21 protein-coding genes are annotated in these 25,844 nt (G+C 66.3%); 13 read left to right on the top strand and 8 right to left on the bottom strand.

Going from position 1 to position 25,844, the window contains the following annotated elements:
* Positions 1–28: 28 nt before the first annotated feature.
* The 6 genes from NZU74_06180 to NZU74_06155 all read right to left on the bottom strand — a co-directional run bounded on the left by NZU74_06180 (position 29) and on the right by NZU74_06155 (position 6,709).
* Positions 29–277, bottom strand: a complete 249-nt coding sequence (locus NZU74_06180) for a hypothetical protein (GenBank protein MCS6880903.1) — start codon at positions 275–277, stop codon at positions 29–31.
* Positions 274–1,395, bottom strand: coding sequence for a sodium ion-translocating decarboxylase subunit beta (locus NZU74_06175; GenBank protein ID MCS6880902.1), 1,122 nt, complete (start codon positions 1,393–1,395; stop codon positions 274–276). Before NZU74_06175 ends, NZU74_06180 begins: the two co-directional genes overlap by 4 nt.
* Entirely contained in the window at positions 1,392–1,829 is a 438-nt protein-coding gene (locus tag NZU74_06170) for an acetyl-CoA carboxylase biotin carboxyl carrier protein subunit (GenBank protein ID MCS6880901.1), read from the bottom strand. The genes NZU74_06175 and NZU74_06170 overlap by 4 nt, the downstream gene beginning before the upstream one ends.
* A gap of 1 nt (position 1,830) precedes the next feature.
* Positions 1,831–2,217 (bottom strand): OadG family transporter subunit, encoded by a 387-nt coding sequence (locus NZU74_06165; GenBank protein ID MCS6880900.1) that lies wholly within the window; start codon positions 2,215–2,217, stop codon positions 1,831–1,833.
* 223 nt (positions 2,218–2,440) lie between these two features.
* Positions 2,441–3,988 (bottom strand): acyl-CoA carboxylase subunit beta, encoded by a 1,548-nt coding sequence (locus tag NZU74_06160; protein ID MCS6880899.1) that lies wholly within the window; start codon positions 3,986–3,988, stop codon positions 2,441–2,443.
* A gap of 12 nt (positions 3,989–4,000) precedes the next feature.
* Entirely contained in the window at positions 4,001–6,709 is a 2,709-nt protein-coding gene (locus NZU74_06155; protein ID MCS6880898.1) for a helicase, read from the bottom strand.
* A gap of 337 nt (positions 6,710–7,046) precedes the next feature.
* Between NZU74_06155 and NZU74_06150 the strand changes: the two genes are divergently transcribed.
* The gene (locus tag NZU74_06150; GenBank protein MCS6880897.1) at positions 7,047–7,904 is read left to right on the top strand and encodes an alpha/beta fold hydrolase; all 858 of its coding nucleotides are present in this window, start codon (positions 7,047–7,049) and stop codon (positions 7,902–7,904) included.
* Here NZU74_06150 and NZU74_06145 read toward each other — a convergent pair.
* Entirely contained in the window at positions 7,876–10,662 is a 2,787-nt protein-coding gene (locus tag NZU74_06145; protein MCS6880896.1) for a cation-translocating P-type ATPase, read from the bottom strand. The two genes, NZU74_06150 and NZU74_06145, sit on opposite strands and share 29 nt — an antisense overlap.
* A gap of 384 nt (positions 10,663–11,046) precedes the next feature.
* A complete protein-coding gene (locus tag NZU74_06140) occupies positions 11,047–11,439 on the bottom strand; it encodes a PPOX class F420-dependent oxidoreductase (GenBank protein MCS6880895.1) in 393 nt (130 codons plus the stop codon).
* Positions 11,440–12,069: 630 nt separating this feature from the next.
* On the opposite strand from NZU74_06140, the gene rpoD reads away from it, so the two are divergent.
* From rpoD to NZU74_06080, 12 genes are all read left to right on the top strand, one after another.
* Complete coding sequence (rpoD, locus tag NZU74_06135; protein MCS6880894.1) at positions 12,070–13,206, top strand: RNA polymerase sigma factor RpoD; 1,137 nt, start codon at positions 12,070–12,072, stop codon at positions 13,204–13,206.
* A 196-nt stretch (positions 13,207–13,402) separates the two neighbouring features.
* Positions 13,403–15,943: a glycosyltransferase family 39 protein gene (locus NZU74_06130; GenBank protein MCS6880893.1), complete on the top strand. Its 2,541-nt coding sequence runs from the start codon at positions 13,403–13,405 to the stop codon at positions 15,941–15,943.
* Positions 15,944–16,159: 216 nt separating this feature from the next.
* Positions 16,160–17,518, top strand: coding sequence for an ABC transporter substrate-binding protein (locus tag NZU74_06125; GenBank protein ID MCS6880892.1), 1,359 nt, complete (start codon positions 16,160–16,162; stop codon positions 17,516–17,518).
* A 141-nt stretch (positions 17,519–17,659) separates the two neighbouring features.
* Complete coding sequence (locus NZU74_06120; GenBank protein MCS6880891.1) at positions 17,660–18,544, top strand: branched-chain amino acid ABC transporter permease; 885 nt, start codon at positions 17,660–17,662, stop codon at positions 18,542–18,544.
* An 11-nt stretch (positions 18,545–18,555) separates the two neighbouring features.
* Positions 18,556–19,608: a branched-chain amino acid ABC transporter permease gene (locus tag NZU74_06115; protein MCS6880890.1), complete on the top strand. Its 1,053-nt coding sequence runs from the start codon at positions 18,556–18,558 to the stop codon at positions 19,606–19,608.
* Positions 19,605–20,333 carry an ABC transporter ATP-binding protein gene (locus tag NZU74_06110; GenBank protein ID MCS6880889.1) on the top strand — a complete coding sequence of 243 codons (729 nt, stop codon included), beginning with the start codon at positions 19,605–19,607 and terminating at the stop codon, positions 20,331–20,333. Before NZU74_06115 ends, NZU74_06110 begins: the two co-directional genes overlap by 4 nt.
* On the top strand, positions 20,317–21,054 hold the full coding sequence (locus NZU74_06105; protein MCS6880888.1) for an ABC transporter ATP-binding protein: 738 nt from the start codon (positions 20,317–20,319) through the stop codon (positions 21,052–21,054). Before NZU74_06110 ends, NZU74_06105 begins: the two co-directional genes overlap by 17 nt.
* A 74-nt stretch (positions 21,055–21,128) precedes the next feature.
* Positions 21,129–21,962, top strand: coding sequence for a putative hydro-lyase (locus NZU74_06100; protein MCS6880887.1), 834 nt, complete (start codon positions 21,129–21,131; stop codon positions 21,960–21,962).
* Positions 21,959–22,729 carry an IclR family transcriptional regulator gene (locus NZU74_06095; protein MCS6880886.1) on the top strand — a complete coding sequence of 257 codons (771 nt, stop codon included), beginning with the start codon at positions 21,959–21,961 and terminating at the stop codon, positions 22,727–22,729. Before NZU74_06100 ends, NZU74_06095 begins: the two co-directional genes overlap by 4 nt.
* A 26-nt stretch (positions 22,730–22,755) precedes the next feature.
* On the top strand, positions 22,756–23,580 hold the full coding sequence (locus tag NZU74_06090; GenBank protein MCS6880885.1) for a ligase: 825 nt from the start codon (positions 22,756–22,758) through the stop codon (positions 23,578–23,580).
* A 191-nt stretch (positions 23,581–23,771) separates the two neighbouring features.
* Positions 23,772–24,188, top strand: a complete 417-nt coding sequence (locus tag NZU74_06085) for a YccF domain-containing protein (GenBank protein ID MCS6880884.1) — start codon at positions 23,772–23,774, stop codon at positions 24,186–24,188.
* Between the two features lie 283 nt (positions 24,189–24,471).
* Complete coding sequence (locus NZU74_06080; GenBank protein MCS6880883.1) at positions 24,472–25,716, top strand: beta-lactamase family protein; 1,245 nt, start codon at positions 24,472–24,474, stop codon at positions 25,714–25,716.
* Positions 25,717–25,844 lie beyond the last annotated feature (128 nt).

Genomic DNA, 25,844 nt, shown 5'->3' with positions numbered 1-25,844 from the left:
TCGACGGCCCGAACCATCGCATCAACGGTCATATCGAGCAGGCTGCGTCCGGCGACGTGTACGGTAGATCCTTGTAGCCGCCCCAACGATTGTGGCGGGCGGGACCGACGGCGACCAGCGTAATCTTGGCGGCGGCGCGGGCGCGATTCCAGGGTGAATTGCGGGCAATCGGCCAACATCCAGGGAAGCAGCACGCTCCAAGAGTGGGAACCGGCTCGCGGGCGCTGTAGAGCCGGGTAATGGTTTCGATGGCGTCAATACCAGGTTCCCTGCTCATCCCCCTCCCATCAGCGCCAGCAGCACCCCGCCGGCGACCACGCTGGCGATCTGCCCGGCGGCGTTGGCGCCCATGGCGTGAAAGAGCAGAAAGTTCTCGAAATCTTCCTCCGTGGCGACACGCTGCACTACCCGCGCCGCCATAGGAAAAGCGCTGATCCCCGCCGCGCCGATGATCGGGTTGATCTGCCTCCGGCTGAGCAGGCTGAGCAGTTTGCCGAACAGCAAGCCGGCAGCAGTGTCAACGGCAAAGGCCAGAATGCCCAGGACAAGGATCATCAGCGTCGTCAGGCGAAGAAACTCGGCGCCGACCATCGTCGAGCCAATCGCGAGACCAAGAAACAACGTCACGATGTTGGTCAGTTCGTTCGCGGCGGCCCCGGTCAGGCGCTCGACCACCCCCGACTCCCGCATCAGGTTGCCGAGCATGAGCGAGCCGACCAGGGGGATGGCGAACGGCACCAGCGTGCCGACCACGATGGTTACGACAATCGGGAAGATGATGCGTGTGCGCTTGCTGATCGCGCGCTGGCTGTAGGGCATGCGGATCATCCGCTCGCGCCGGCTGGTGAGCAGGCGGATCACCGGCGGCATGATCAGCGGCACGAGGGCCATGTAGCTGTAGGCGGCCACGGTGATCGGACCCAGGAGATGGGGCGCCAGCAGGCTTGATACATAGATCGAAGTCGGGCCGTCAATCGCTCCAATGATGCCGATCGAGGCCGCCTCGTTGGGTGTGAAGCCCAGCACCAGGGCCAGCATCAAAGTGGCGAAAATGCCAAACTGTCCCGCCGCTCCCAGCAACACCACCCGCGGATTTTCGAGCAAGGGTCCAAAGTCGGTCAGGGCGCCAACGCCAATAAAGATCAGCAGCGGGAACACCTCGTTCTCGATCCCGGCGCGGTAGAGCACGGTCAGCAGGCCCTCTTCGCCCAGCATCGGCGAGCGGGGCAGGTTGGCCAGCATCGCGCCGGCGCCGATGGGCAGCAGCAACAGCGGCTCATAGCCCCGCACCATCGCCAGGTAGAAGAGCAGCGCCGCGATCCCCAGCATCACCAGGCTCTGCCAACTCAGATTCAAGGGACCCTGCGCGAGGCGGAGGAAGAACTCGGCGCTCATCGGCCCTCCGCGACAAAGCGGACCAGCGGCTCGCCGTGGCCCACCGTCTGGCCCGGCGTTACCAGCACCTCGGACACCGCACCGTCGCCCGGCGCACGGATAAGGTTCTGCATCTTCATCGCCTCAAGGACGAGCACCGGATCACCACGCCGCACCGTCTGGCCAACCGACACTTCGATGCGTAACACCGTGCCAGGCATGGGAGCGGTCAGCAGTGCGCCCTCTGATGCTGCCGGCGCCGGAGATACAGTCGGCGCAACCTCCTCCGCGCGCGGCAAGGGGAGAGCAGCGCCATCCAGCGCGCCCGCAGCGAGAGATTCCAGGGTTACTTCGTACTGCTTCCCTTCTAACTCCACCTGGTAGCGATCCGGTCCCAGCGTTTCTACCGCAATCTCAAACTGCCGCCCGCCGACGGTTAGCCGGTAGCGTCGCATGTCACCCCCTTCGTCGCTGCACCGCGCGTGTCGTCTGTCTGATGCGTCCGGCGGCCACCCAGCGACTGGCCTCTGCCGGGCTTTCGGGCGGCGCGGCAGTGATCTCCCCCGGCTGTTCCCGAGCGGCGTGCGCCAGCACCGCCGCCGCGATGGCCGCAAGCGTTTCGGGGGCGAGTTCCTCAACGCCGGCGCCGCGCACCTGCGCTCCACGTGTCTCGGCAACCTCTTCGAGCGCCACGGTTATCCCTTCGGGCGCCGCGGCGGGCGCGCGCCATCGCTCGTCCAGCCACACCAGCAGCGCGAGCAAGCCCCAGAGGAGCGCCAGCAAGGCGAATACCAGACCCATGCCGTAGATGGTTATCTGGATTCCGAACCACAGATCTGTCATCGGTCTGCGAACCCATCTCAAAACGGCTTGATAGGCAGGCGCAGGAAGGCGGGGAAACCAGGTTTCCCCGCGCTCTGCTGGAAGGGACGTGAAGGTATCACGCCGGCCCGAAAGATATACGCCTGACGCAATGACGCAGAGGCGCAAAGCCTTGACAGCAACACCACAACACTCTGCGACTTCGCGCCTTTGCGTCAACCTTGTCAGGACTGGCGCCAGCGTTTCACGACGGATACAGGCCATGCTTCCGCGCCGGATTCTGCTGCACCTTGGTGCGCAGGATCTCCAGGGCGCGAATGAGGCGCGGGCGCGTTTCGCGCGGTTCAATAATTTCGTCAATCTGTCCCAGATCGGCGGCGTGGTAGGGATTGAAGAAGCGTTCGCGGTACTCGGCGATGAACTGCTGCTCCAGCGCCGCCGGATCGGCGGCGCGCCGCAACTCCTCGCGCCAGAGTATCCGCGCCGCTCCTTCAGCGCCCATCACCGCAATCTGGGCCGTAGGCCAGGCGAAATTCATGTCCGAACGCATCTGCTTGCTGCTCAGGGCAATGTAGGCCCCGCCGATTGCCTTCCGCACAATCACTGAGAGTTTCGGCACAGTCGCCCCGGCATACGCATAGATGATCTTCGCCCCGTGCCGGATCACGCCGCCGTACTCCTGCTCGATCCCCGGCAGGTAGCCCGGACAGTCCACCAGGGTGATCACCGGCAGGTTGTAGGCGTCGCAGATCCGCACAAAGCGGGCGATCTTGTCCGAGGAGTTAATGTCGAGCACCCCCGCCAGCACCGCCGGATTATTGGCGACAACGCCTACAGCGTAGCCGTTCAGGCGGGCGAAGCCGATGATGGCATTGGCGGCGTAGGCGGGCTGCAATTCCAGAAAGCTCCCCTGGTCAACGATGCGCTCGATCACCAGGTGCATATCGTAGCTGCTCCGTTCATCTGCGGGAACCAGGGTGTCAAGCGCCGCGTCCATACGCTCCGGCGGATCGCCGGAGGGCTGGCGGGGCGGATCCTCCGCATTGTTCTGCGGCAGGTAGCTCAACAACGTTTTGACCAGATCCAGGGCCGCGCGCTCGTTCTCGGCCACCAGATGAGCCACCCCGCTGCGCTCGTGGTGCACATCGGCCCCGCCGAGCTGCTGCACCGTCACCTCGCGGCCCGAAATGGCGCGGATCACCTCCGGGCCGGTGAGAAACATGTACCCGACATCGCGAGCCATGATCACGAAATCGGTAAGCGCGGGGGAATAGACCGCCCCGCCCGCGCAGGGGCCGAGGATGAGCGAGATCTGCGGCACCACGCCTGAGGAGAGCACATTGCGCAGAAAGACTTCGCCGTAGGCCGCCAGCGACCGCACCCCCTCCTGAATGCGCGCCCCGCCCGAGTCGTTCAACCCGATGATCGGAATGCCGCTCTCGGTCGCCAGATCCATCAGGCGGGTGATCTTGCGCGCCTGCACCTCGGAGAATGAGCCGCCCAGGACGGTGAAATCCTGCGCGTAGACAGCCACCCGCCGGCCGTTGATGCTGCCAAAGCCGGTCACCACGCCGTCGCCAGGATAACGCTGGGTTGCCAACCCGTAGTCGCTGATCTGGTGCCGTGCCAGCGTGCCGAGTTCCTGAAACGAGCCAGGATCCAGCAAGTGGGCGAGGCGCTCGCGCGCAGTCCCCTTTCCGCGGGCGTGCTGCTGCGCCATCCGCTCCGGACCGCCTCCGAGCAAAGCTGCTTCTCGCAGGGCGCGCAGGCGCTTCAGATGATCCTCCGCCATACCCACCTCTCGCTACGCTTCGCCCGGCGCATTGTCCTCGGCCAGGCGCACCAGGTTCACCGAGGCGTCAACCATCAACTCGCCAAGGCCAGCGAACCGAACCCGCAGAATCTCGCGCCCGTCTTCAACCCGGCTCGCCACCACCGTGCCAGGCCCATGGGGGACGCAGACAATGCTATCCCCGGGGCGGAAGCGTGGCTCGCCACCCGACACCGGTCCTGGCGCCCGCGGAGCGCCCCCTTGCTGGCGTTGGGCGCGCATCGCGCGCAACCGCGCCGCCAGTTCGGCGGGATCGGCCGTGACGGGTGGCACAGCCTCCTCGCTGGCAGAGGGCGCCGGCGGAGGCGGCTGGCGTCGATCCGTGGACGCCTCCGGCGGCGCAGATGGGGCTTTGCGCCGCGCCGGACGCTCCTCCCGCGCGGCGGAGGCCGACGACTCGCGCCGCCGCGGCGCGGGCCGTTGATCCGGTCCTTCCGGCGTCGCTCTCTCCGAGGCGGCGGCGCCCGCGCGGGTCGCCTTGCGCCGCGGGGGAGGCTTATCCGGCGCCTGCGGCTCGGACCAGATCAGTGACGCCTCCACCGGGGTCGTCGCGGCGAACGGGGCCTCGTGGCGGGGCGCTTCGTGTCGCAGGGGCAACTCGGGCGTGACCGGTTCGCGAGATCGTTCGACCGGCGCCGGCGTCACTCCACCCAGCAGCGCCAGCATCCAGTCCATATCGGCCCGGGCGGCCGTTTTTAGCAACGGATCGACGCGTCCGTTCAGCGCCACTTCGTAGGCGGTTGGCAAAACAGCTTCGAGGACCTCGAAGAGCCAGGCGGCGAGGCCGTTGCCTCCCGGCTGGGCGTCTACGAAGTAGAGCCGCTGCGCCTCGGCATCGTAGGCGGGCACAAGATCGTTCGCACTGGCGAGGGTCAGCAGGGGCAGCGCGGCCACCAGCGACCAGCCCGGCTGTTGCCGTTCGGCGTTGAGCGCCATGGGCAGATCGATCCACAGCGCCGGGGCGCTCCAGCGAGCCGCCAGGGGCGGCTCGAAGCGCTGCTCCTCCACCGCGGCGCCGGGATTGATATGCTGAAAGCCATAGACCTCTTCATCCACCACCACCCGGCCCCAGGCCACGCTCTGACCGCGGATCAGGCGCTGGTCGAGACGATCGCGCACCTGCACTGTGCAGCGGCGCAGCGGGAGCGTGCGGCGCGCTTCGGGTACGCTATGCAGGGTGAGGGTCAGGCGGGCCTCATCGCGCTCGCGTACCCGGTAACCGCCGCGCAGGGGCGGCAGAGCGGCGCCGGGAAAGCCCCAGCGGTCGAAGGCGTCCAGACTCAGCGTTCCCAGTGCAGCGCCCCGCTCATCGCGGATGCTGACCGGCGCAGTCGCCGCAGCCTGGAGATCAAAGTCGGCGTAGGGGTCCTGAGCAGCCGGGCCGGGCTGCCAGAGTGGCTCGGCATCAGGGAGTTGCACCAGCATCCCGTTGCGTTCGAGACGCGCCACGAGCGACTCCGCTCCCCAGGCGGCCACTTCCGCCGCGCCTAGCGGGTACTCCGAGGCCGCGCAGACCAGGTGCTGGGCCTCCACATAGGCATTAACCGGAGCGGCGATCCAGTGGGGCAGCGTTTCGATAAGCGGCACAGGTTTTTCGGCAACACCGGCCCCGGCGTGGTCGCCGTGCTCGCCGAAACGGGTCAGAGCACGCTCGGCAGGCTCATCCCCAAGCAGCAGGACGGTCAGGGCCGCGCTCTCCAGACATAGCCGCAGACTGGCGGCAGCGCAATCAACGCCGCAGATGATCTGCGCGTCCGCTGGCCGGGGCGCGGCGCCGACACTCACCTCAGGCAGATCGAGGCCGATCATTCCGCGCAGCAGAGGCGCCTCGAACGGCGCGGCGATCAGGTGCACACGGGCACGGGCCTGCGCCAGTCCCAGGGCCAGCATCGCCGCCTCGCGCGCGCGCTCAGCCGGAGCGCGCCAGAGAGCCAGCGCGGACGCGGGACGAGGCATGTCATCGGCGGCGATCACCCGCCAGGCATCGCCGCTGATCGCTGCCAGGGCCTCGGCGGCCCCCAGCACCGGAGCGAGCGTGGCCACCAGGCGCGGCGGCTGCGGTCCGCCGGCCAGCCGCCGCGCGCGCCTGAGCAACCCCGCCAGATGGATGGCGGCAAGGCCGGCATACCGCTGCGCATCGGCGAGGGCGATCAGTCCCAGTCTGGACCAGAAGGCCGTCCAGGCCCGCCCGTGGAAGCGCAACAGGCGCTCGTGGAGAGTGGCGGGCGTGGCGATGACCACCTGGGCGCTCGCCGCCGCCCGCGACGCGCTGCCCCAGGCCACCCCTACTCGCAGCGAGGGATGCGCCTGACGGAGCAACTTCTCAAGGTTGTCGCGCAGTTCCTCGCCCGCCGCCTCATCGGGCGCGAGCGCCAGCACCGTGCCCGGCCCGGCCTCGCGCAGCCAGTCGGCAACCAGAAGGGGCAATGTGCGCCGGGCCGAGGGACCGCCCTGCAACGCCACCGGTTCGCCGCGGCGCAACGCCGAGAGAGCCGGGGCCTGGTGCGGGCGAAATGGCGCGCCGGTAGCCACCACCCAGGCCTGCTCCAGCCGCGCGTCTACCGGCAGATGGCTGACCCGCGCGCCGTCGCGGGCCGGAAAGCGGCGCACGGCGATCAGCGGGGCAGCCTCGCGGCCCCGTTGCCGGGCAAGGGTGTGGAGCACTTCGATCAGGTCGTCCATAACAAACGTCGGTGCATTCGCGCGCGTTATGACAACCATTGTAACATAGTTGGTCCTCACCCCCCCGGCCTCCTGCCTCTCCCCCTGCGGTAGAGAGGGAGGGGACACCAAGCGCAGCGAGGCGGGAGAGGGTGAGGAGCGGCGTCCCAACGCCGATCAGAGGGGGATGGGGAAACCGGGTTTCCCCACGCCCCTGCCTGAGGGGAGGATCTGGTAGGGCATGGCCTCCCAGGAACGCCTCGTTTCGTCCCGTGTTGGGAGGCGAACGCCTATAGGCATCTGGTACAATCTAATAGAACGAGATGAAACCAACCCCCCGAGAGCGAATCCTCCACCCATGCACAGCCAGTTTATCACCATTGACGGCTACCGGCTGCACCTGCTCGAAGCCGGTCACGGCCCCGCCGTGCTATTGCTGCACGGCTTTGCCGGCTCATCTGAAGAGTGGCGCCCGACGGGCCGGCTGCTGGCGCGGGCAGGGTATCGCGCCATCGCCGTTGACGGGTTGGGCTTCGGGCGCTCCGATAAACCCGCCGACGCGCCCTACTCGCTGGAACTGTCGGCCCGGCTCTATGCCCGGCTGATCGAGCGCCTCGGTATGGGAGCAGCGCACATAGTGGCCCACTCGATGGGAGGCAAATACGCCATCGCCACGGCCCTGCTGCACCCCTCCGCCGTGCGCAGCCTCACCCTGGTGGATAGCGACGGCTTCAGCGAACCCTCGCCCCTGACACGGGCCGGCGGCTGGCCGCTCGTCGGCCCGGCGTTGCTCTGGCTCTCCGCCCGGCCGGCAGTGGTGCGGGCCATGCTCAGCGCCGCTTTCTACGCCCCTGAACGCCACCTCACCGCCGAGATCCTCGAACGGGGCCGGGCGGCCCTCATCGGCGCCGATAACCGCCGCGCTCTAACCGCCCTCAGCCGTCGCTACGACGCCACCGACCTGGGGCGCACCGGCCTCCGCGACCGCCTTGGCGAACTGCGCGCGCCTACCCTGTTGGTCTGGGGCGAAGCCGATCAGGTCTTTCCCCTGGAGACCAGTCAGCGGGCGCTGGCCATTCCCGGCGCGCGCCTGGTCGTATTCCCGCGCTGCGGCCACTTCCCCCAGATCGAGGCGGCGCGCGCCTTCCATGGCCTGCTGCTGGGTTTCCTTGCCGGCGTCGAGCGCGCTACCCTTGTCGCCGCAGCCGCGCGATGAGCTTGCGCGCCTCTCCCAGCCAGAGCACGCTGCTGGCGACTCCCACACAGACCACCCAGTCGTTCAGGCTCAGCGGCACGGTATTGAACGGCCGCTGCAGGGCGGGCAGGTACACCACCAGCGCCTGCAACACGAACGACAGCCCCACCGCGCCCCACAACCAGGGGTTGCCGAAAAAGCGGTAAAAGGCGCTCCGCTCATCTGAACGGGCATTCAGGACGTTAAACAACTGGAACAACACCAGGGTGGTGAAGCTCATCGTCTGGGCATAGGCCAGATCCCCTGTCCCGGCAATCAGGCCGCCGGGAAGGGCCGCATCCATCACCGCCAGGGTGCCGACGGCCATAATCAAGCCCGCAAAAAAAATGTTGAACCACATCTGCCTGGTGATCACCGGCGTGCGGGGGTCGCGGGGCGGACGCTCCATCACCTGCGGGTCGGCCGGTTCGAGACCCAGGGCCAGAGCGGGCGCGGCGTCGGTCAGCAGGTTGATCCAGAGGATCTGCGTGGCCAGCAGGGGCGCCACCAGTAGCGTGCCCTCGCCGTGCGTCAACCCGATCACGGACGCCAGCGTCACTCCGCCGAACATCGTCAGCACTTCGCCGATGTTTGAGGAAAGCAGGTAGCGCAGAAACTTCTGAATGTTGGCAAAGATCGAACGGCCCTCCTCCACCGCTGCGACGATGGAGGCGAAATTGTCGTCGGTCAGGATCATATCGGCGGCGCCCTTGCTCACATCGGTGCCGGTAATGCCCATGGCCACACCGATGTCTGCCGCCTTGAGCGCCGGGGCATCATTGACCCCGTCACCGGTCATGGCCACGATCGCGCCGTCAGCTTTGAGCGCCCGCACCAGGCGCAACTTGTGTTCCGGGGCCACCCGCGCAAAGACCGAACACGCGCCCAGAACGCGCCGAAGTTCAGCGTCGTCCATCTGCTGCAAGGCGCTGCCGGTCATCGCCGACTGGCCAGGCGCGCCGATGCCAGCCTCGGCGGCGATGGCGGCGGCGGTGCGCGGATGGTCGCCGGTGATCATAATCGGGCGGATGCCCGCCCGTTTCGCCTGCGCTACCGATTGGCGCGCCTCGGGGCGCAGCGGGTCAATCAGCCCCAGCACCCCCAGGAAGACCAGCGACCGTTCGACGTCCTCACTGAACTGGCCGCTGGCCGCGTCGCGCGCCAGCGTGCGGTAGGCCACTCCGAGGGTGCGCAGGGCCTGGTCGGCCAGTTCCTCGATGCAGGCCAGGATCTCGCGCCGGCGTTCCGCAGTTAATGAACGCACCTCTCCCTCCAGCCCGACACGTTCATAGTCGCAGCGGGCCAGTAGAATATCAGGCGCGCCTTTGGTGAAGACGATCAGGCGCTCCTTCTCCTGGTCAACGTGGGCGGTGCTCATCAGCTTACGCTCCGAGGTGAAGGGCACCTCGCCCACCCGCGGAAACCGCTCATCCAACTCATCGTCGGTCAGGCCCACCCGGCGCGCCGCCAGCAGCAAGGCGCCCTCAGTCGGGTCGCCGCGAATGACCAGGCGCCCGTTCTCTTGAACCAGCCGCGCATTGTTGGCCATATGGGCCGCGCGCAGCGCCTTCCGCACCTCCTCCCGCAGCGCCGGATCGCTCATGGGCCGGCCATCTATGTTCAGCGTCCCTCCCGTCCCTTCGCCTTCCGCGTCGAGACTCACCCGGCCGCTGGGGGTTACCACAGCCCGCACGGTCATCTCATTGCGGGTGAGCGTGCCAGTCTTGTCCGTGCAAATCACCGTGGTCGAGCCGAGCGTTTCGACCGACGCGAGCCTGCGGACGATCACGTTGCGCCCGGCCATGCGCTGCATGCCCAGGGAGAGCACAATCGTGGTGATCGCGGTCAGCCCCTCAGGCACGGCTGCGACCGCCAGGCTGACTCCCAGGATCAGCACGTCCACCAGATCACCCAGGCGTCGGGCGCCACTGACCAGGATCAGCGTTACGCTCATCACCACGGCAATGGCGATCACTGCGGCGCCGAGAAAGCGGCCCACCCGCGCCAGTTCGTTCTGCAACGGCGTTGGTTCACTCTCGGTGTGTTGCAGCGTGCCGGCGATCTTGCCAATTTCAGTGTGCTGGCCGGTGGCGGTCACCACGGCGCGCCCCCGGCCCGAAGCCACCGCCGTGCCGCTAAAGAGCATATTGTGGCGGTCAGGGAGGGTCACCTCAGCCTTGATCGGGTCGCTGTCCTTACTGACGCTGGCGCTTTCGCCGGTCAGCACCGCCTCGGCAACCCGCAGGGCGATCGACTCGATAATGCGGGCATCCGCAGGCACGGTATCGCCCTCTTCGATCAGCAAAATATCGCCAGGCACAACCTCGGCGGCAGGAATCGTCTGTGGGCGCCCGCCGCGCAGCACGCGGGCCTGAGGCGCGGCCAGAACACGCAGGGCCGCCACGGCCTGCTCGGCGCGGCTCTCCTGCACGAATCCCAGCACACCGTTCAGCAGCACGATGGCCAGGATGGTCAGGGCTTCGAAGGGGAGCGGATCGGCACGCTCGATCAGCCAGACCGCGAATGAAATCAGCGTGGCCGCCAGCAGCAACCCGGTCAACGGATCGCGAAACTGGGCCAGAAAACGCAGCCAGAGGGGCGGCGGCGGGGCCTCGGGCAACTCGTTGCGCCCGTAGCGCTCGAAACGCGCCCGGGCTTCAGCGGGGTCCAATCCGCGCGCAGGGTCAACCCCCAGCGCCGCGAGCACTTCGGCCACCGGGCGCTGATAGGCCCGTCGCATGTCTTCGATCCTTATCATCGCTCCGCTCTGCCTTGAGGGGCCGATACGCCAACAGCAGCTTGCCTCGACGAGTTGTTCAGACTCGGCACAGGGCACGCCGGGGAGCGAGGATGGATGCTTGTCCCTCAGTAGTCAGTAGTCTGTGAACGACGTTTCCTGACATTTTCGCTCCCCTCCCAACCTCCCCCCGCCGGGGGGAGGAACCGGGCGCCCCCCTCCCCAGAGGGGGAGGATTGAGGAGGGGGTGGAGTTAGCGAACAACTTCGTTCACAGACTACGCGGCTCCCTCCGCGGCCTCCGCGGTAAATACGTGTTCGGGAGATGTGAACGCCCCCCGCGCTCAATCCAAAATCCACAATCCAAAATCCAAAATCCACAATCGCCCTAGGTCACTCCCTGGCCGTGCACCCGTCGCACTGTCACGCGCACCGAGGCGCGCGGGACATCGGGGCGCCGCGCCAGCCACTCCTCGACCCGTTCCGGTCCAAGGTAGCGGAGCGCCAGCCGGCGGCGCAACTCCGGGTCCAGCGGTTCAACCACGGCAACCCCGCTCAACGAAAGGTAGCGCACGCCGTCCTCAATCGTCACCGCGATGGTCGGGTTGCGGCGCAGATTGCGGGCCTTGACGCTCTCGGCGCCAACGTTAAAACGGATCTGCTCGCCCTCCAGCAAGTACCAGACGACCGTCTGGTGAATGCTGCCATCGGCGTTCAGCGTGCCAACGACCGCGTAGTGCCGTCCCTCAAGAAACTGCCGTTGACCCTCTGTGAGAAGCATCACTGCCACCTCCGCCTGGTCGTGAGCGATGGACGCGCTGTATTGTACCCCGAAACCGCGGAGGGGAATGGGGAACCCTGGTTTCCTCATTTCTCTGAGTCCAGACCGGAGGAACGCCATCATCTGGCAGGAACGCGGGGAACAGGAGGCTCCGAATTGTGAACACACGTACTACCGCACCACAGTGCGGTATATTCGCTGATTCTTCACCAGAGAGGGGTTGACTTTAACCGTTGCATAATGCTATAGTAACACCGGCAAAGTGAGCGGGGTGCCATGTTCGCGTCCCTCCAAGGTGTGAAGCGAAATGGGGTTTGAGTTCTCAGGCTCGACCCCATCTTCTTGCCAGCAATCACACACCCGGTCGGCGCGAAGGGCCTGAGCGGACCAGATACCCGCTCCGGCCCTATTACATTCCCTTGATTCGCTACGCAGGATATTCGTATCCTGAAGGACAAAGTAGCGAGTTTTGTCAAACAGCAGGCGATTGTATTCAATGGAAAAGGCAGGAAACGCTTGACAATGGGTGTATTATGTTAATTACACCGGGGCGCGGCGCAGGGCCGTCAGGCGTGCCTGAGGACGAGGATGGTACCGCAGCATAATGCATCCACACAGGAGTCGGGGCCGATGAGTGAGCACTTGCTTGAGCTGGCGCGGCAGCGTGGCTTTGTGACCTACGGCGATATCCTTGAAGCCTTTCCGCAACCAGAGTTGCACGTCGCCGAAGTCGATCAACTCTATGCCCGCCTCCAGGCGGAGGGCATCAAGGTGGTTGAGTCGGCCGCCGATGTTGAGCAGAACTCCGGCCACGGCGAAGAGGAATCACTGGGCGAACTGCCTGATCTCGCTGAGATCGCCTTCGATGATCCGGTACGGATGTATCTCCAGGAGATCGGTCAGGTGCCCCTGCTGACCGCAGAGCAGGAGGTTGAACTGGCTCAGGCGATGGAAGCGGGCGACCTGGCCCGCCAGCGGCTCGAACGCGAGGAGTATGAGAGCGGTACCGAGAAGGCCGCCCTTGAACGGGCCTTCGCCAGGGGCCAGGAGGCTCGCCAGCATCTGATCCAGGCCAATCTGCGCCTGGTGGTCTCGATCGCGAAAAAATACACTTCCTACGGCCTGACCATGATGGATCTGGTCCAGGAAGGGAATATCGGCCTGATGCGCGCGGTTGAGAAGTTTGATTACAAGAAGGGCCACAAGTTCAGCACCTATGCCACCTGGTGGATCCGCCAGGCCATTACCCGCGCCATCGCCGACCAGAGCCGCACCATTCGCCTCCCCGTGCATATGGGTGAGGCGATCAGCCAGGTGAAGCGCACCAGCCACAAGCTCCAGCAGTCTATGCAGCGCGAGCCGACGCCCGAGGAGATCGCCGAGGCCATGGGCATCAGCGCCGGCAAGGTGCGGCGCACCCTCGAAGCAAGTATGCATCCCCTCTCGCTCGAGATGCCGGTGGGCCAGGAGGGCGAAGGGCGCATGGGCGATTTTATCGAAGACGAGCGTATCTCAACCCCCGCCGATGCCGCAGCCGCTTCGATGCTCCGCGAGCAGATCGAGGAAGTGCTCCAGAAGCTCCCCGAACGCGAGCGCAAGATCATTCAGTTGCGCTATGGCCTCAAAGATGGGCGCTACCGCACCCTCGAAGAGGTCGGCGTTGAGTTCGGCATCACTCGCGAACGCATTCGCCAGATCGAGGCCGTCGCGCTGCGCAAGCTGCGCCATCCCCATCTGGGCAAGAAGTTGCGCGGTTACCTCGATTGACGCCTTTTCCCCAACCGGCAGGGCCGAGACGGCCCGCCGGGCAGAGACGGCCCGCCGGGCCGCACGGCAGAGACGGCCCGCCGGGCCGCACGGCAGAGACGGCCCGCCGGGCCGCACGGCAGAGACGGCCCGCCGGGCCGTCTTATCTCCGGGATATAATGGTCCGGCAATGCCAATCACCGACCCCGGACCGCGTATGAGGTTGCTCGCTACGGGCGGGGTTGGCGCCCGCCGCGCCACGACGCATCGCCCGATCCTGGCTCCGCTGGCCCCGCCCGCGCTGCTGGCCTTGCTGACCCTTGGCCTGCTGCTGGCCGGCGCGCTGATCGCTAATCCCGGCGTTGACCTGAGCGCCGCTGATCCAGCTGCGCGCCGGGTGCTGGTCCGTTTTCACGGCCTCGAGCGGAATGCAACCGATGCCTACCGCTGGAGTGAGCCCCTCGCCGCCCTCGTGCTCTTCGGCTTCGACGGGCGCCCGGCGATTGTCAGCCTGCGCCTCGCGGCGCCCCGTCCCCCCGGCGCTGCCCCTGTGGTCGTGCAGGTGCGCCGCGATAATCAATTCTCCGGCGTCTTCGCGGCTGCCGGCGACTGGCGGCGCTACCACGTCCTTACTCCAACCGGTCCGATTGGCGAGAGCGCCCTGGTGCTGCAAACCAGCCCCTTTACGCCCCCTGGCGATCCCCGCGAGCTTGGCCTGGCCCTGAGCCACGTGCGCGCCACGGCTGCCACGGCCGGGCCGTGGTTGCCGCCCGCGCGGGCGCTGTACCTCCTGGCGCTGCCGCTCATCGGCTGGTTGCTGCTCACGCGCCTGGGAACGCCTGCGCCCCTTGCGCTGGGATGCGGTGCGCTGCTGGCAATGCTGGCCGGCTGGGCGATGGCCTTTCCAACCGCCGCGGGCTACTGGCTGCCTACCCTTGGCTGGCCGTGGTGGCCGGCGCTGCCCCTCGCCCTCCTGGCGACCTGGCCCTGGCTCGGCTCTGGCCTGGCCGCCACCCGCGCGCGTCTGGCGCGCCGCCCCGCCATCGGCTGGATCGGCCTGGGAGCAGCCCTGGTCGCCCTTGGCCTGATGCGCCTTGGTCTGCCGCCGTTTCCGGGGATGGCCATGTTCGTTGTCGGGGTGTGGGTGGGGCTTCCGTCGCCCGCACAGCGTGACGCGACCCTCGCCGGGCAGCGGCTCACCGCCCGCTGGCCCCTTGCTCTTGCGCTGATTGTTCTGCTGGCCATCGGACTGCGCTTTGTGAACCTCGATGCACAACCCGCGGGCCTCTGGCGCGATGAGTCGCGCCACGGGCTGCAGGCGCTGCGGATCTGGAACGATCCCGGCTACCGCCCGATCTACGTGGTGGTTGGGGCCGACCTGCCGGCACTACTGTTCTACCTGATGGCGCCGGCGGTGGGTCTGTTCGGCCCGCACGCCTGGAGCGCGCGCCTGGTGAGCGCCCTGGCCGGCGCCCTTACCCCGCTGGCGCTCTTCTGGGCCGCCAGCCCGCTCATTGGCCGGCGCGCGGCGCTTTTCGCCGCCGCGCTGGTCGCCTGGTCCTCCTGGAGCCTGAGCATGAGCCGCTGGGCTTTTCCCGCCACCCTCGACCATCTGCTGGTGCTGGCGGCGATAGGGTTCCTCTGGCGCGGCCTGGCCCCGCCGGAGGAAGCGCCCGGCACGGCGCGCCGGGTGGCGTTTCTGGCGGCGGCGGGCGTCCTTGGCGGCCTTGCGGTGTACACCTACCATACCGGGCGCGTCGCGCCCCTGGCCCTGGCGGCAGTGGCGGCAATTCGCCTGGGCGCCTCGGCAATAGCCTGGCGGCGCGCCCTGCCCGGGCTGGCCGTTGCGGCTGTCGCGGGTGCATTGACCATCGCCCCACTGGCGCTGTACATCCTGAACGACCAGCAGGGCTACAACCGGCGGGTGGGCCGGGTTTCGATCCTCGATAGCGCCAATCTGACCACCCGCGCGCCCGCCGGGCTGATCCTTGGCAATCTGGAGCGCTACCTGCTGATGTTTCACGTTCGCGGCGATTTCAACGGCCGTCACCACATGCCCGACGCGCCAATGCTCGACCCGGTGGCGGGGTGGTCGCTGGCCGTGGGCCTCGGTCTGGCCCTGCCGCTGCTGCGTCGGCGCACGGGCGTGGCCGCGGTCCTGGCCCTGGGGATGATCTACCTGATCCCTGGCGTGTTCAGCGGCAACGCGCCCCACGCGATGCGCTCCCTGGGGACGCTGGCCCCGGCGGCCATGCTTGCTGGCCTGGGACTGGCGGCACTGGCCCCGCCGGGACGCGCCGCCGTGTGGGCCGTGGCCCTGCTGGCCAGTCTGAGTTTCAATGCCTGGCTGTACTTTGGCGTAATGCGCCTGGAGCCGCGGGTCTACAACGCGTTCGATATGGTGGAGACGGCGATGGGGCGTCTGGCAGCGGCCCCTGCGGCCAGCGCCGATGCTGAGGTGCGAGCCGTGCGCGTTTTGCTGCCCGAAGCGTTGCTCGGCGCCGACACGGTGCGCTTCCTGACATGGGGCGCGCCGCCCGAGGCGTACACCGGCGCGCCCATCCCCGGCGACGGGCCGGTCCTCGTGCTGCTGCCAGGTGATGCCAGCGCCGCCGACCAGGCCGCCACCCTGGCCGCCCTCGGCCCCGAGGGCCTCCCGCTCGGCCCGGTCGCCACCTACCCCGACGGAGCGCGACCGCTGGTGCTGGCCTTCGCGCGCGGCGAGGCCGCGGTGAGGCTGGCGCGCGGCGGGCCGTAACGCCTCTCCTCGCTTGACGCCAGGCGGTCGTCGTGCTATACTCGCCCTAACACCGTTCCAACTGCCAAAACAATGTTCCAACTGACGGAACACGGCCAGGGTCGGCCTCTCGTACTCTCCTCCACTGCGGGGCAGGGATGCCTCGTGCGGTAGTGGTGCATACCCGCTGCGAGCAGAAACGCAGTTTTTTGCGGCATATGGAAGGAGGAACAGGCCGTGATTGGCAAACTATCGGTTACCAGGCAACTCACCGGGCTGCTGACCCTGGCCCTGATCACGGCGCTGGCCGGCTGCGGCGGCGCACCGGCCGGGCAGGCTCCCGCATCCACCCCATCCGCAGCCACACCGCAGGCCCCTGCAACCGCGCCGACCGGCCAGGCCCCCGCTCCACCGGCGAGCATCAAGATCGGGGTCATCTACCCGTTGAGCGGGCCGCAGGCGCAGACGGGCAACGACATGAAAGCGGCAATCGAGCTGGCGCTGGCGATCATCAACCAGGATATGGGCGATCTCCCGTTCGCCCTGGCGCCAGGCACGGGCCTGCCCAATCTTGGCGGCGCAACCATCGAGGTGATCTTCGGCGACTCGCAGGCCAAGGCTGACATTGGCCAGTCAGAGGCGGAGCGGCTGCTGAACGAAGGGGTAGTGGCGCTCTACGGCGCCTACAACAGCGCGGTGACCAAAACCGCGAGCAGCGTGGCCGAGCGTGCTGGCATTCCCTTTGTCAATGGCGAATCCTCATCGCCGGACCTGACCGAGCGCGGCTACCGCTGGTTCTTCCGCACCTCCCCCACCGACCTCGACTTCTCGCGGGTCATGTTCGCCTTCCTCAAGGAGTTTCAGGAGCGCCAGGGTGTGACGCTCAACGGCGTGGCCCTCTTCTACGAGGATACCGACTTCGGCGTCAACAGCGCCACCGCCCAGAAGCGTTTCGCAGAGGAATACGGTATTCCGGTCCTGGGTGAAGTGAAGTATCGGTCAGGGAGCGCCGCGCTGACGGGCGAGATCCAGCAGCTCAAATCTTTCAACGCCGACGTGCTGCTGCCTTCGTCGTATGTCAATGATGCTATTCTGACGGTGAAGACGGCCCGCGAACTCGGCTTCGCGCCACAGTTGATCATCGCCCAGAACGCCGGCTACCTCGACAACGCCTTCCTCGAAACCACCGGCGCCGATGCCGAGGGCATCCTTTCGCGCGCGGCCTACGCCGCCGACATTACCCAGGCTAAAGATCTGGCGGCGCGGATTGATCAGATGTACCGGCAAAGCCACGACCGCCCGCTTACCGATGCGCCCGCGCGCGCCTTTACCGGCTTCATGGCCCTGGCCGAAGCGATCAACCGCGCAGGCTCAACCGATCCTGAGGCCATCCGCGCAGCGCTTGCCGCCACCGACATTCCCCCTGACCAGTTGATCATGCCCTGGCAGGGGATCAAGTTCGACGAAAAGGGCCAGAATAGCCTCGGTCAGGCCATCCTCGTGCAACGTCAGAACGGCGCCTACGTGACAGTCTATCCCTTCGAGTTTGCCTCCTCCGAGGTGCGGTTCCCAGGCGTCGCGTGGGCCAATCGGTGAGCGACGGGCTATCGGGCGCGGGAACCCTCGCAGGCCCCCCCGCGCCCTGCCGTACCCTATCAGGGCAGGCAACCCTCCGGGTTGCCTGCCGGGAACCGGGATTTTGCTGACAATCGCACAGAAGCGCCAGAAGAGCCTGCTATGGACGCCACAATCGTACAGGCGGTGCTGTCAGGGATCCTGATCGGAATGATCTACGCCCTCATCGCCGCAGGTCTCTCGCTGATCTTCGGGCTGATGGAGATCGTCAACTTCGCCCATGGCGAATTCCTGATGCTGGCGATGTTCAGCTCGTTCTGGATGTGGGAACTCTGGCAGCTTGATCCGCTGACGAGCCTGCCTATTACCGCAGCGCTGATGTTCGGTGTCGGCGTATTGACCAACCGCCTCCTGGTGATGCGCGTGCTCAACGCCCCGGCCCTGGCGCAGATTTTCGCGACCTTCGGCCTGGGCCTCTTCTTGCGCGCTGGCGCCCAGTATCTCTGGTCGGCTGATTTTCGTTCGATACAGGATCCGTTCCTGTCCCGGATCGTCGGGGGACGCATCGCCCTCGGCAGGGACGTGTTCATCGGAGTGCCGCAACTGGTTGCAGCCGTGATCGCCGCGGTCGCGTTTGCCCTGCTGGGCCTGCTGATTGGACGAACGCGGCTTGGCCTGGCGCTCCAGGCAGTTGCCGAAGACCGCAGTACCGCGGCATTGATGGGCATCCCCGCCGGACGCATGTTCGACCTGGGATGGGGCATTGCCGCGGCATGCGTCGGGATCGCCGGCGCGGTCCTGGCCAGTTTCTACTACATTTACCCCAGCGTAGGAGTGACCTTTGCCCTCCTGGCCTACATCATCGTGGCCCTTGGGGGGTTTGGCAGCATCACCGGAGCACTCATTGCCGGGATCCTGGTGGGATTGGTAGAGATTGTCGCCCCGCTGCTGCTCGGCATCCCTCCGGCCTATAAGTACGCCCTGGTCTTCACGCTTTACCTGCTGGTGGTATTAGTACGTCCCCAGGGTTTGTTTGGGCGCTATTGAAAGGGGCGACCATGCTCGACCGTCGCCTGCCCGCACCGCTCACGCTGACCGCGCTTGCCGTCGTGATCGGCATCCTTCTGACCACGCCGCTGCTGATCAACAACAATGTGTTCCACCACACGCTGATCCTGATCGGCGTCTATGCCGCCCTGGCTCAGGCATGGAACATTCTGGGCGGCTTCGCCGGTCAAATTTCCCTGGGTAATGCCATTTTTTTCGGCATTGGCGCATACACCTCCTCCCTGTTGCTGGTACGCGCCCAGGTCTCGCCGTGGCTCGGCGCCCTGGCGGGGATGGCGCTGGCAATGGTTCTGGCGTTGCTGATCGGGTATCCCGTCTTTCGTCTGGCCGGCCATTACCTGGCCATTGCCACCATCGCCCTCGCGGAAATCGCCCTGGTAATCTTCCAGAATCTCGACTTCGTGGGCGGGGCCGCAGGCATCTCCCTGCCAATCACGCGCGATATGCAAGGACGCCCGACCGATTCGTGGTGGATGCTGCAATTCAACAGCAGTAAACTGCCATATGTCTATCTAGCCCTGGGACTCCTGGGCCTGGTACAGGTCGTGGCCGTGCTGCTCGACCGTTCGTGGATCGGGTTCTATCTGCGAGCCATCAAGAACGATCAGACTGCTGCCGCGGCCATCGGCGTACCCGTGGCGCGCTATAAGCTGATCGCACTGTTGATCAGCTCAGCCTGTACGGCGCTGATTGGGACGTTCTATGCCCAATACTTGTTGTTCGTCGATCCGGAAACCGTATTTGGCCTGTCGCTCTCGGTGTTGATCGCCCTGGTGGCGATCCTGGGCGGCGCCGGCAGTCTCTGGGGGCCGTTCCTGGGCGCGGCGGTGCTGATCCCTCTCGCCGAGGTGACCCGCAGCCAGTTGGGCGGGCGGGGAACGGCCTTCGATCTGGTGATCTACGGGTTGCTCATCATGGTGATCGCCGTCTTTCAACCCGCAGGGCTGGCCGGCCTTTCCGAGCGCTTTCGCCTGCGGCAGCGCGCGCGTGTGGCCCCTGCCGCTCCAGCCGACACGCAGATGGAAGAGAGCATCCGCTCATGAGCTTGCTCGAAGTTACTGACCTGACGATGACGTTTGGCGGCCTGGTGGCCAACGACCGGATTTCGTTTACACTGAACGACGGCGAGGTGCTGGGCATTATCGGGCCAAACGGCGCCGGCAAGACCACGCTCTTCGCCTGTATCGCCGGGTTCCTGAAGCCTACCAATGGGCGGGTGCGTTTTGCGGGCGAAGACATCACCGGGATGCGCCCCGATCGCATCTGCCGGCGCGGGCTGGTGCGCACCTTCCAGATCGTCCGCGCCTTGCCCGATCTCAGCGTGCTGCAAAACGTGATGGTCGGCGCTTTTCTGCGCACCCGCGCCGTGCGCGAAGCACAGCGAATTGCGGAAGAAGTTCTGGCCTTCACCGGCCTTGAGGCGCGCGCCCAGACGCTCGGCAAGAACCTGACCATTGCCGATAAGAAACGCCTCGAAGTGGCGCGCGCGCTGGCAACCCGGCCACGGCTGCTCATGCTCGATGAGGTGATGAGCGGCCTCAATGCCCAGGAACGCCAGCAGGCAGTTGCGCTGGTGCGGTCCATCCAGAGGCGAGGGATTTCCATCTTGCTTATTGAACATATTATGGATGTATTGCTGCCATTATCTGATCGGGTGCTGGTGTTAAACTACGGCAAAAAGATCGCTGAAGGAACGCCCGATAGTATCACCCGTAATCCAGAAGTCATCGCGGCGTATCTGGGGTCCAGTTATGCAAACCCGTCCTGACCGCGCCAGCTCGCCGTTGCTGACCGTGGAGGATTTGCGGGTCAGCTACGGCGGCGTTCCGGCGCTCTATGGCGTCTCGTTCGAGGTGCGTGCGGGTGAGGTGGTCGCGCTGGTGGGCGCCAACGGCGCCGGCAAATCTACAACCTTGCGCGCGATCAGCGGTCTCATTCCTGCTGATAGCGGCTCGATCCGACTGGAAGGCCACCAGCTCAATCGGATGCCTCCACACGCTATCGCGGCCCTGGGAATTGCGCACGTTCCTGAGGGCCGCCGGATCTTCAGCCGGCTCAGCGTTCTACAGAACCTGTTGCTGGGATCGTATACCCGGGCGGCGCGATCCGCCGAGCAGCAAACCCTGGAAGAAGTGCTGACCCTCTTCCCCCGTCTCCGCGAACGTCTGCACCAGCGCGCCGGCACGCTTTCGGGCGGCGAACAGCAGATGCTGGCCATCGGACGCGGGTTAATGCTCCGCCCGCGCCTGTTAATGCTTGACGAGCCAAGCCTGGGGCTGGCGCCCCTGGTCGTCGAAGGGATCTTCGATGTGGTGCGCACCCTGAGCGCGAGCGGCATGACTATTTTACTCATCGAGCAAAATGTAAAGGAGACGCTCACGCTGGCCCATCGCGCCTATGTGCTCCAGGTCGGTCAGATCGTCGCCACGGGCGCTGGCGCTGATTTACTGCAATCCGATCTGGTGCGCCGGGCGTATCTGGGATTGTAGCGTTCCAGCGTAGATATCGAGTCGGGCGACCAGGCTTCCTCTATCTCCTGCCAGCGTGGATAGTTTGGAGGGTTATGTCTGATCATCAGATGCCCTGGCCCCTCCCCGAAACCAGACCGGCAGCTATTCGCGCAGCCATCCGCAACGGCCTGTGGCGGCGTTCAACTGAGCGCCTGGCGCCCGGCCATGTCCAGGCTAACCTGGTCGTGTTACCCGTTGACGAGGCTGCCGCCTTCCAACAGTTCTGCAATCGCAATCCGCAACCCTGCCCGGTGCTGGCAGTGCTGCCCCCCGGCGATCCACGGGTGCCGGCGGCACTGGCCGCCGATGCCGACATCCGTTTTGACATCCCGCGCTATCGGATCTACCGGGAAGGTCGGTTCGTCGCGGAAGTTGACAATCTGCGCGATCTCTGGCGCGACGATCTGGTCGCGTTTTTGCTCGGCTGCTCCTTTGGCTTCGATGGGGCGCTGCTGGCCGCCGGCCTGCCGGTGCGCCACCTGGAACAGGGACGCAATGTGCCCATGTTTCGCACGAACCGTCCCTGCGTTCCGGCCGGGCCGTTCCAGGGCAACCTGGTGGTGACCTATCGCCCGATGCCGACAGCTCTGGTTGAGCGGGCTGCGGCCATCAGCGCCCGCTATCCCCTCCTCCATGGCGCTCCCGTCCAGATCGGCGATCCCGAATCGCTGGGCATTGCCGATTTGAACCAGCCAGACTGGGGCGAGCCGGTTGTCGCCCAACCTGACGATGTGCCGATGTTCTGGGCCTGCGGGGTGACTCCTCAGGCCGTGGCGCTGGAAAGCCGAGTCTCTCTCATGATTACCCATGCCCCGGGCCATATGCTGGTCGCCGATTTGCCTATTGCGGCGCTTGCAGAGCAGACTCTCTCGCCGGTGCAGTCATGACAATCCGTGATGATCGCCACAGCCGCCTCTTGCAGCGCGGTCTGGATATTCTGGAGTTTCTCGCCGCGCAACCCCATCCGATCGGGATCCGCGATCTTGCCCAGCAGGTCGAGTTGAGCCCGAGCACGTGCCATCGCCTGCTCCAGATTTTGCAGGAGCGCGGATACGTGTGCCAGGACGCAGTGACACGCCACTGGACGCTCGGGCTGAAACCCCTCGAGTTGGGGATGCGCCAGTTGAACAGCGCCGGGTTGCCATCACTTGCCCGCCCACACCTGGTTGACTTGATGCGCGCAACCCACGAAACGGTCTTCCTGGGGGTGCGCGATGGCGACCATATCGTGTATATTGACACCATTCTCAGCGAACAGGCGATCCGCACCGACGTGACCCTTGGGTCACGCTGGCCGCTACACAGCGGCGCCCTGGGCAAGGTGCTGCTAAGCGCGCTGCCCGAAAACGAAATCGAGCGCATTCTTGCCGGCCCGTTGCAGGCGTTTACGCCCTGCACGATCGTTGACCCCCGGCGCCTGCGGGCCGAAATCGCCCAGATTCGCGCCCGGGGCTACGCACTCAATCACGGCGAAACCGTGCCGGGCATTTTCTGCGCCGCCGCACCCCTCTATGACCGCAGCGGCCAGGTTGTCGCCGCGATTGGCGCCGCTGGCCCCGAACAGCGAATCGGCGCCGCGAATATCCCTCAGGTTATCGAACTGGTTGTTGCAACCGCCCAACGGATCTCGGCGCGCCTCGGGCATGTCGCGTGAGCCAGGACTCGCCTCTCCAACTGACGATGAGCCGTGCACCCGCCACTTCCTGGCGCTTCCTGCCTTACAGTGAGGACCCGCCAGAGGTTGAACTGGCCAGAGCCGAGGCGCTGCTGGCCGGTCTGGCACAGTTGCCGCGCCCGGCGCTGCGCTGGTACGGCGCCCGCCGGCCGGCCCTGGTGATCGGCTCAGGCCAGCGCCTCGCCGATGTAGATGAGTCGGTGCTGGCGGCGACAGGCATCACCCTGCACCGGCGCGCCTCCGGCGGCGCGGCGGTGCTGTTCACGCCGGGCTTTTTGATGCAGGACATCGCTCTGCCCGCCGAGCATCCCTTGCACCAGCAGGATGTCAGCGAGTCCTACCGCTGGCTCGGCGAGGCATGGGTCGCCACTTTGGGCGAGTTTGGGATCGCCGCGCGGCTGGTCAGCATCCCCGAGGCGCGCGCCGACGCGCACATCCTCGATCCCCTGGCCCGCCTGGCCTGCTTCGGCGGACGGTCGCCCTACGAAGTGCTGGTTGGCGAACGCAAGGTGGCAGGCTTCTCGCAGATCCGCCGGCGCCCCGGCGCATTGCTGCAGGCGGGTCTCTACACGTGCTGGCCGGGCCGCGAACTGGCCGCCCTGCTGCGCCTGCCCCCCGCCGGGCGCGAGCGTCTGGCAACGCTCCTGGAAGGGAGAGCCGCGGGACTTGCCGATCTGCTGCCCGAGCCGCCACTCCCGGAGCGGATCATCGCCGCCTTCGGCCGGGTGCTGGCCAACCAGCACGGTGTGAGCCTTGCCCCCGCAGACTGGCGCGAGGACGAACTGGCGCTTGCCGCCGCGGCGCAGGCGCGCTTCGCGCCCATCACATAAGGGGCATGCGCGGTTGAGGCCGTGACGCTCCGCCGCGGACGGAACGCGAGGCGCGGGGAGGCTGCGCCTCCCTGCGCCCTTCCATCAGAAGAGAGTTTCACAGACACGCAACCTTCCCGGCATACCGGTCGTCATAGAACACGGAACGTTCCGCCGGGAATGAACCGGTTTTGAGAGAGGAAGATGGCACAATGACAACAACCGTAGTTCGTCAGGAGCGCGGGGTGAACCTGCTCCTCCGCGCGATTTATTTTCTGGTGTTCGGATTGTGGTTCAGCGCGATCTGGGCCACGGTGGCCTGGGTGCTCTGCGTAACGATTATCGGGCTGCCGCTGGGCCTGTGGATGCTCAACCGTCTCCCCCAGGTCACCACGTTACGTCCGCAGCGGGGCGATCTGGTGGTGAGCGCCAGCGGCGAAATCTACCGGAAGGACATTCCGCAACGCCCGTTCCTGGTGCGGGCGCTGTGGTTCCTGCTGGTGGGCTGGTGGCTCAGCGCCGTGTGGCTCTCGATTGCCTGGGCGCTCTCGGCGGTGATCATCGGCTTGCCGATCAGCTTCTGGATGTTCGACCAGGTGCCGGCTATCATCACCCTGGCGCGAACGTAGCGCTGGCGGCGCCGCAGCGCCATCGACCGGGTGACGGCGTCCGGGCGCGCCACGCCCGCCTGTCGCCCGGTCTTCGTTTTACATCCCTCGCCAGGCATGGTTCTCCTGTCGCGCTCCGTTCGATAATAGTGTATAATTTTCATCAGTGGCCTGACACGATGATTATGCCGGGTTGATGGTTTGCGGGCAGGGCTTCGCCCTTCCACGCTCCCTCCCATCGGCGTCCGGTATCTTCACGGTGTCAGACCGATAATTGCGGCCGCCGATGCCCTCTGGAGGCGCCATGCGTCACTACGCCCGTCTGATAGGGTTTGCCGCCTGTCTGCTGGTACTGCTGACCACGTGCAGTCTCCCCTTTACCGGCGGGCGTCAGGTGCGCGTGGCCGCCTTTGTTGCCCCGCCAACCGCGGTCCTCGGCCCTACCGTCTTACCGACTGTCACCCCTGTACCGATGGCGGCTTCGACCCCGGTGCTGGAGCCGCCCGCCGCCCCCCCGCTGGCAGCGGTGCTGGCTCCGGTCCGTACCGGCGATGGCGCGCCCCTCGCGCCGGACATGCTCACTCGCGCCGCGCAGATGGACGCCTACATAGCTTCACTGGCCCGGCAGGGCAGGTTCAGCGGTTCGGTGCTGGTGGCGGTCCGGGGCCACGTTCTGCTGAGCCGGGGCTACGGCATGGCCAACCGCGAGGCGGCCATTCCCGCGACGGCGAGCACCCGCTACCGTCTGGCCTCGGTGACCAAGCCGCTGACGGCCCTCGGCGTGCTGCGCCTGGCGGCCGCCGGCAAGCTTAACCTCGACGCTTCGATCTGCGCGTACCTCGATCCCTGCCCGGCGGCCTGGGGGCCGATTACTGTGGCCCATCTCCTCAGTCACTCCTCAGGTCTGGCAAACTACACCGACTTTGCCGAGTTCGCCGATCTGGAACTGTCGCCTTCCACCCCGGAGCAAACCATCGCTCTCTTTCGCGACCTGCCGCTTGGCTTCGTTCCCGGTACGCTGTACCACTACACCAACTCGAACTACGTCGTCCTGGGCCGTTTGATCGAACAGGTCGCGGGGATGAGCTACGAGGAGTTCATGCGCCGCGAGTTGTTTCAGCCCCTGGATATGCAGGATACGGGCCTCGATCCCGGCGACTTTGGCCCGCTCAAGGGCACGCGCGGCTATGCCGGAGGGCAACCGGATATCCCTCTCGATGTAAGCAATCTCTTCGCCGCTGGCGATCTCTATTCCAGCGTCGAGGACCTCTTTAAACTGGCCCAGGCCCTCGATGCTGGCAGACTGCTGCCAGCCGACCTGGCAGCGCGGATGACCACCCCCGGACACGGCGGCTATGGTCTGGGCTGGAAGATCGAGCAGCGCGGGCCGCACCGGCTGGTCTACCATCCCGGCTCGATGAGCGGCGCCGCCACCTGGTTCGGGCGTTACCCCGACCAGGGGGTGACGGTGATTGTGCTCAGCAACGAGTACTACGCCAATGTCTCCGCCATCGCGAATTACCTCGCGGGGCAGGTGCTGGGGTCGTAGGCGATGCGCCTCCTGGAGGGGCCATGCCCCTCTCAACCTCCCAGAGCTGATCAAAGTCTCCAGGGCAAGCCCCCGACTCCGTCCTGCCAGGTGGCATAGCCGCCCCGGACACCACCACTGAATGCGGA

The sequence above is a fragment of the Chloroflexaceae bacterium genome (assembly GCA_025057155.1).
Taxonomy (GTDB): domain Bacteria; phylum Chloroflexota; class Chloroflexia; order Chloroflexales; family Chloroflexaceae; genus JACAEO01.
This window is presented reverse-complemented; position numbering and strand designations above follow the sequence as displayed.

Bases quoted from the DNA above. Each gene is read 5' to 3' on its own strand.
- NZU74_06180 (MCS6880903.1), bottom strand. From the start codon at position 277: ATGAGCAGGGAACCTGGTATTGACGCCATCGAAACCATTACCCGGCTC.
- NZU74_06175 (MCS6880902.1), bottom strand. From the start codon at position 1,395: ATGAGCGCCGAGTTCTTCCTCCGCCTCGCGCAGGGTCCCTTGAATCTG.
- NZU74_06170 (MCS6880901.1), bottom strand. From the start codon at position 1,829: ATGCGACGCTACCGGCTAACCGTCGGCGGGCGGCAGTTTGAGATTGCG.
- NZU74_06165 (MCS6880900.1), bottom strand. From the start codon at position 2,217: ATGACAGATCTGTGGTTCGGAATCCAGATAACCATCTACGGCATGGGT.
- NZU74_06160 (MCS6880899.1), bottom strand. From the start codon at position 3,988: ATGGCGGAGGATCATCTGAAGCGCCTGCGCGCCCTGCGAGAAGCAGCT.
- NZU74_06155 (MCS6880898.1), bottom strand. From the start codon at position 6,709: ATGGACGACCTGATCGAAGTGCTCCACACCCTTGCCCGGCAACGGGGC.
- NZU74_06150 (MCS6880897.1), top strand. From the start codon at position 7,047: ATGCACAGCCAGTTTATCACCATTGACGGCTACCGGCTGCACCTGCTC.
- NZU74_06145 (MCS6880896.1), bottom strand. From the start codon at position 10,662: ATGCGACGGGCCTATCAGCGCCCGGTGGCCGAAGTGCTCGCGGCGCTG.
- NZU74_06140 (MCS6880895.1), bottom strand. From the start codon at position 11,439: ATGCTTCTCACAGAGGGTCAACGGCAGTTTCTTGAGGGACGGCACTAC.
- rpoD (MCS6880894.1), top strand. From the start codon at position 12,070: ATGAGTGAGCACTTGCTTGAGCTGGCGCGGCAGCGTGGCTTTGTGACC.
- NZU74_06130 (MCS6880893.1), top strand. From the start codon at position 13,403: ATGAGGTTGCTCGCTACGGGCGGGGTTGGCGCCCGCCGCGCCACGACG.
- NZU74_06120 (MCS6880891.1), top strand. From the start codon at position 17,660: ATGGACGCCACAATCGTACAGGCGGTGCTGTCAGGGATCCTGATCGGA.
- NZU74_06115 (MCS6880890.1), top strand. From the start codon at position 18,556: ATGCTCGACCGTCGCCTGCCCGCACCGCTCACGCTGACCGCGCTTGCC.
- NZU74_06110 (MCS6880889.1), top strand. From the start codon at position 19,605: ATGAGCTTGCTCGAAGTTACTGACCTGACGATGACGTTTGGCGGCCTG.
- NZU74_06105 (MCS6880888.1), top strand. From the start codon at position 20,317: ATGCAAACCCGTCCTGACCGCGCCAGCTCGCCGTTGCTGACCGTGGAG.
- NZU74_06100 (MCS6880887.1), top strand. From the start codon at position 21,129: ATGTCTGATCATCAGATGCCCTGGCCCCTCCCCGAAACCAGACCGGCA.
- NZU74_06095 (MCS6880886.1), top strand. From the start codon at position 21,959: ATGACAATCCGTGATGATCGCCACAGCCGCCTCTTGCAGCGCGGTCTG.
- NZU74_06090 (MCS6880885.1), top strand. From the start codon at position 22,756: ATGAGCCGTGCACCCGCCACTTCCTGGCGCTTCCTGCCTTACAGTGAG.
- NZU74_06085 (MCS6880884.1), top strand. From the start codon at position 23,772: ATGACAACAACCGTAGTTCGTCAGGAGCGCGGGGTGAACCTGCTCCTC.
- NZU74_06080 (MCS6880883.1), top strand. From the start codon at position 24,472: ATGCGTCACTACGCCCGTCTGATAGGGTTTGCCGCCTGTCTGCTGGTA.